This window comes from Mycobacterium scrofulaceum (assembly GCF_001667885.1).
Taxonomy (GTDB): domain Bacteria; phylum Actinomycetota; class Actinomycetes; order Mycobacteriales; family Mycobacteriaceae; genus Mycobacterium; species Mycobacterium scrofulaceum_C.
The window spans coordinates 1-5,289 of sequence record NZ_LZJW01000035.1; the positions used below are offsets into that span (position 1 = coordinate 1).

At 71.1% G+C, this 5,289-nt stretch carries 7 protein-coding genes and 1 pseudogene; 7 read left to right on the forward strand and 1 reads right to left on the reverse strand.

What is annotated here, in order from left to right:
• A pseudogene (locus A5681_RS26995) lies at positions 1-418 on the reverse strand (cell division protein FtsH); the annotation flags it as partial.
• Here A5681_RS26995 and A5681_RS27000 point away from each other — a divergent pair.
• The 7 genes from A5681_RS27000 to A5681_RS04285 all read left to right on the forward strand — a co-directional run.
• Complete coding sequence (locus tag A5681_RS27000; protein WP_419866290.1) at positions 386-1,021, forward strand: hypothetical protein; 636 nt, start codon at positions 386-388, stop codon at positions 1,019-1,021. The pseudogene A5681_RS26995 and the gene A5681_RS27000 overlap by 33 nt on opposite strands.
• A 16-nt stretch (positions 1,022-1,037) precedes the next feature.
• A complete protein-coding gene (folE, locus tag A5681_RS04260) occupies positions 1,038-1,652 on the forward strand; it encodes a GTP cyclohydrolase I FolE (RefSeq protein WP_067269718.1) in 615 nt (204 codons plus the stop codon).
• A 19-nt stretch (positions 1,653-1,671) separates the two neighbouring features.
• Positions 1,672-2,505, forward strand: a complete 834-nt coding sequence (gene folP / locus A5681_RS04265; RefSeq protein ID WP_067269720.1) for a dihydropteroate synthase — start codon at positions 1,672-1,674, stop codon at positions 2,503-2,505.
• Entirely contained in the window at positions 2,498-2,899 is a 402-nt protein-coding gene (folB, locus tag A5681_RS04270) for a dihydroneopterin aldolase (protein ID WP_067269722.1), read from the forward strand. Before folP ends, folB begins: the two co-directional genes overlap by 8 nt.
• A complete protein-coding gene (folK, locus tag A5681_RS04275) occupies positions 2,896-3,444 on the forward strand; it encodes a 2-amino-4-hydroxy-6-hydroxymethyldihydropteridine diphosphokinase (protein WP_067269724.1) in 549 nt (182 codons plus the stop codon). Before folB ends, folK begins: the two co-directional genes overlap by 4 nt.
• The gene (locus A5681_RS04280) at positions 3,444-3,920 is read left to right on the forward strand and encodes a DUF3180 domain-containing protein (RefSeq protein WP_067269726.1); all 477 of its coding nucleotides are present in this window, start codon (positions 3,444-3,446) and stop codon (positions 3,918-3,920) included. The genes folK and A5681_RS04280 overlap by 1 nt, the downstream gene beginning before the upstream one ends.
• 86 nt (positions 3,921-4,006) lie before the next feature.
• Positions 4,007-5,289: DUF6779 domain-containing protein (locus A5681_RS04285; protein ID WP_231996209.1), on the forward strand; the 1,283-nt coding region annotated here is incomplete at its 3' end.

The following is a 5,289-nucleotide window of genomic DNA, read 5'->3' on the forward strand; positions in this document are numbered from 1 at the left end:
GGCTGGCCCGCGCGATGGCCGCCTTGAACGCCGGCTCGGGAACCGGGGGCGGCCACGGCTCGCCGCGCTCCATCGCCAGCTCGCCGGGCGTCTTGATCGGCGGCTTGTCCGACGGGATGCGGCCACCGAAATCGTCGAACATCGTGAGCCGAGGCCGCTTTTCGACGTCGGCGAAGATGCCCTCCAGCTCGGCGCGGTGCAGCGTTTCCTTCTCCAGGAGTTCGCCGGCCAACGTGTCGAGCACGTCGCGGTACTCGGTGAGGATCTCCCACGCCTCGGTGTGAGCCGCCTCGATCAGCTTGCGGATCTCGTCGTCGATGTCGCGGGCGACCTCGTGGGAGTAGTCGGCCTGCGTGCCCATGGTGCGGCCCAGGAAGGGATCACCGTGTTCGGTGCCGTACTTGACCGCGCCGAGCTGGAGGGCATCTTCGCCGACGTCGAAAAGCGGCCTCGGCTCACGATGTTCGACGATTTCGGTGGCCGCATCCCGTCGGACAAGCCGCCGATCAAGACGCCCGGCGAGCTGGCGATGGAGCGCGGCGAGCCGTGGCCGCCCCCGGTTCCCGAGCCGGCGTTCAAGGCGGCCATCGCGCGGGCCAGCCAGGCCGCCGCGGCCGCGAGCGCGGACGCCGACCGAAACAACAACGGCGGCAACGGATCTCAAGGCGCGGGGCACCGTCCGGGCGCGCCGCACGCCCCCACTCAGCCGGACTACGGCGCGCCCGCCGGCTGGCACGCGCCGGGATGGCCGCCGCAGGATCAGCAGCCGAATTACTGGTACCCGCCGCCGCAGGCCCCGCAGCAGCCGTACTGGCCGCAGCCGGCGGGGCACTACCCGGGCTATCCGGGGCAGCAAGGCCACCCGGGCCAGCAGGGCCACCCCGGTCAGGGTCAGGCGCAGCCCCCTTACCCGCCGTATCCGCCCTACCCGCCGCCGAGTCTGCCCGACCCGGACGGCGCAAGGTCTCCCGACCAGCAAGACGACGACGTAAGCCGGTCCAATCCGCCGGCTCACGGCTGACGAAACGGAGGATTCGATGGCAGTAACCGGTTTGGGCCCGGACACCGCCACTCCCTCAACTCGGGTGTTCGACCAGGACCGCGCAGAGGCCGCAGTCCGGGAGTTGCTGTACGCCGTCGGCGAGGACCCGGACCGGCACGGCCTGCGGGAGACGCCCGCTCGCGTCGCACGCGCCTACCGCGAAATGTTCGCCGGTCTCTACACCGACCCCGACAGCGTGTTGAACACCATGTTCGACGAGGAGCACGACGAACTGGTGCTGGTCAAGGAGATCCCGCTGTACTCGACCTGCGAACACCATTTGGTGTCGTTCCACGGGGTCGCCCATGTCGGGTACATCCCCGGCGCCGACGGGCGCGTCACCGGGCTGTCCAAGATCGCGCGACTGGTCGACCTTTACGCCAAGCGCCCGCAGGTGCAGGAAAGGCTGACCAGCCAGATCGCCGACGCCCTGATGAAGAAACTCAACCCGCGCGGGGTGATCGTCGTGATCGAGGCCGAACACCTGTGCATGGCCATGCGCGGCGTACGCAAGCCCGGCGCAACCACCACCACCTCGGCGGTGCGCGGACAGTTCAAATCCAACGCGGCTTCTCGAGCCGAAGCGCTCGACCTCATCTTGCGTAAGTGAGTCGGCGCCTGTGCGGGTGATGGGAGTCCTGAACGTCACTGACGACTCGTTCTCCGATGGCGGCCGCTATCTGGACACCGGCAACGCCGTGGCGCACGGGGTGGCGTTGGCCGCCGAGGGCGCGGACATCGTCGACGTCGGGGGTGAGTCGACCCGGCCCGGCGCCACCCGCATCGACTCCCAGATCGAGACCTCTCGCGTAATTCCCGTCGTCAAAGAACTTGTGGCAGAGGGGCTTACGGTAAGCATCGACACCATGCACGCTGACGTCGCACGTGCGGCGCTGCAGAACGGCGCGCGGATCGTCAACGACGTGTCGGGCGGGCGCGCCGATCCCGCGATGGCGCCGCTGCTGGCCGACGCAGGCGTGCCCTGGGTGCTGATGCATTGGCGTTCGGTGTCCGCCGAGCGTCCACATGCGGCCCCCCACTACGGGGACGTGGTCGCCGAAGTGCGCGCCGAGCTGCTCGCCAGCGTCGACGCCGCGGTGGCCGCGGGCGTCGACCCCGCCAAGCTGGTGATCGACCCGGGACTCGGGTTCGCCAAGACGGCTCAACACAATTGGGCGCTGCTGCGCGCGCTGCCGCAATTGGTGGCCACCGGAATCCCCGTGCTCCTGGGCGCCTCGCGCAAGCGGTTCCTCGGTACCTTGTTAGCCGGACCGGATGGCTCGCCGCGGCCGCCCGCCGGCCGCGAGACGGCGACCGCGGTGATTTCCGCGTTGGCCGCGCTGTACGGGGCGTGGGGCGTTCGCGTGCACGACGTGCGGGCCACGGCCGACGCCCTCAAGGTGGTGGGGGCCTGGACGCAGACCGAAACGCAGCAGACCGAGCTGGCTGGAGACGATGGCTGATCGAATCGAATTGCGGGGGTTGACGATTCGTGGGCGACACGGAGTTTTCGAGCACGAGCGCGCTGACGGGCAGGACTTCGTCATCGATATGACGGTGTGGATCGACCTCGCGCAGGCCGCGGCCAGCGACGAACTGGCCGACACCTACGACTACGGCCGCCTTGCCCAGCTCGCGGCCGACATCGTGGCCGGGCCGCCGCGCAACCTGATCGAAACCGTCGGGGGTGAGATCGCCGATCAGGTGATGGATGACGAGCGCGTGCATGCCGTCGAGGTGGTGGTGCACAAGCCGCGGGCTCCGATCCCGCAGCAGTTCTCCGACGTCGCGGTGGTGGTGCGCCGGTCCCGGCGTGGCGGCCGCGGCTCGGTGATCCCCGCGGAGCGGCGCCTATGACCTGGGTGGTCCTCTCCATCGGCTCCAACCTTGGCGACCGCCTGGCCCGGCTGCAGTCCGTCGTCGACGGGCTGGGCGAGAAGGTGCTCGCGGTCTCCCCGGTCTACGAAACCGACCCCTGGGGCCGGGTCGATCAGGGCCCGTTTCTCAACGCGGTGCTGATCGCCAACGACCCGGCGTGCGACGGGCAGGGCTGGTTGCGCCGCGCCCAGGAATTCGAACGGGCCGCGGGCCGCGTGCGCGGCGAGCGCTGGGGCCCGCGCACCCTCGATGTCGACCTGATCGCCTGCTACGGCGAGGCGGAGGTGATCTCCCGCGAGAACAACCTGACGTTGCCGCACCCACTGGCCCACCTGCGGGCCTTCGTGATGATCCCGTGGCTCGCCATCGACCCGGATGCCCAGTTGACCGTCGCCGGCGGCCCGCAACCGGTCTCGGGCCTGCTCGCCCAGCTGGACCCCGCCGACCGGGAAAGCGTCCGGTTGACCGACCTGAAGCTGCACCGGGCGGGCGAGGCTCAGGCCGACCGGGAACCGGAAAGCTGATGGGGCCGACCAGGAAACGTGACCTGACGGCCGCGGTGGTCGCCGCAGCGGTGGTGGGCTATTTGCTGGTCAACGGCCTCTACCGGTGGTTTCCGCCGATCACGGTGTGGACCGGGTTGTCGTTGCTGGCGGTCGCCGTCGCCGAGGCCCTATGGGCGCGCTACGTGCGGGCCAAGATCAACGACGGCGAAATCGGCGCTGGCCCCGGCTGGCTGCACCCGCTGGCGGTGGCGCGCAGCCTGATCATCGCCAAGGCGTCGGCCTGGGTGGGTGCGCTGATGCTGGGCTGGTGGGTCGGGATCCTGGTCTATTTCCTGCCGCGACGATCCTGGCTGCGGGCGGCCGCCGAGGACACGACCGGCACCGTGGTCGCGGCCGTCAGCGCGCTGGCGCTGATCCTCGCCGCGCTGTGGCTGCAGCATTGCTGCAAGTCGCCGCCGGACCAGACCGAGCACGGGGAAGGCGCCGAAAACTAGCCCCGCTGTGACCCGGCCGACAACAGCGTGAGAATCGCCGGAGTAGGGCGACACGCGGATTGACCTCGCGCAGGTACAGTCAGGCCATGACCGTTCTGTCCCGCGGCGCCCGGGTTCGGCGCGGCGGCCGCAGGCCGGGTTGGGTGCTCTTGACCGCGTTGCTGGTCCTTGCGATGGGGGCCAGTTCCGCGCTGGTTTTCACCAATCGGGTGGAACTCCTCAAGCTCGCTGTAATCCTGGCCCTGTGGGCCGCAGTCGCCGGCGCGTTCGTCTCGGTGCTGTACCGCCGTCAGAGCGACGCGGATCAATCCCGCGTGCGCGACCTGAAGCTGGTGTACGACTTGCAGCTGGATCGGGAGATCTCGGCCCGGCGCGAGTACGAGCTGACCGTCGAGTCCCAGCTGCGCCGGGAGCTGGCATCCGAGTTGCGCGCGCAAGCCGCCGACGATCTGGCCGAGTTGCGCGCGGAGTTGAGCGCGCTGCGCACCAGCCTGGAGATCTTGTTCGATACCGACCTCGCCCAGCGGCCGGCCCTGGAGACGCCCGAAACCGAGGCGGCACCCGAACGCGCGTACAGCGAGTGGGACCGCAACGGCGAAACCCCGCGTGACGCGCCCTACGACTGGGTCGCCAGCGATCGGGTCAACTCAGTCCCCCAGGACAACCCGTCGGGGCGCGTTGACGAAACGGCGATCATCGACGTGCCCGAGGAACCGCTGTTCCCGCCCCGGCAGCCCCAGAGCCCGCCGCCGCCCCGCCGTGATCGGATCCCCTACCAGTACGAACCGCCGCAGGAGCAGCCGCCACCGCCGACCCCGCCGCAACCGTCGTACGTCGCCCCGCCGCCCGAGCCCGAGCCGCGCTTCGAACCCCGCCAGCCGCCGCCGGCGCCACAGCCGGAGCCGCAGGTGCAGGGTTGGCAGCCCGTGGGCGCGTCCGGACTGTGGTTGCCGCCGGGCACGCCGGGCAGCAATTGGGCCGGCGCCGAGGGGCCCGAAACGGCGGGCGAGGACACGTCGGGCCGGCGGCGACGCGCCCGCCACTCCGAACCGGACGAGGCCTGGGCCGGCCCGCGGGACGAGCCGACGCCCCCGCCGGCGTACGGGGAAGCGGGTCGCCGAGCGCGGTCGCGCCACTCGGCCGAGTATCGCGACTACGGCGCCCGCACCTTCGCGCCCACCGGCGAGTCCCCGAGCGAGCCGCGGGGGCTCCGCATCGGAAAGCGGCGATGGCGACTGCGGTGGCAATGGAGGAGGGGGCGTGGCCGCGGCGGGCGTGGGGCCGGGCGCGAACGCCACTCCGAACCGGACGAGGCCTGGGCCGGCCCGCGGGACGAGCCGACGCCCCCGCCGGCGTACGGGGAAGCGGC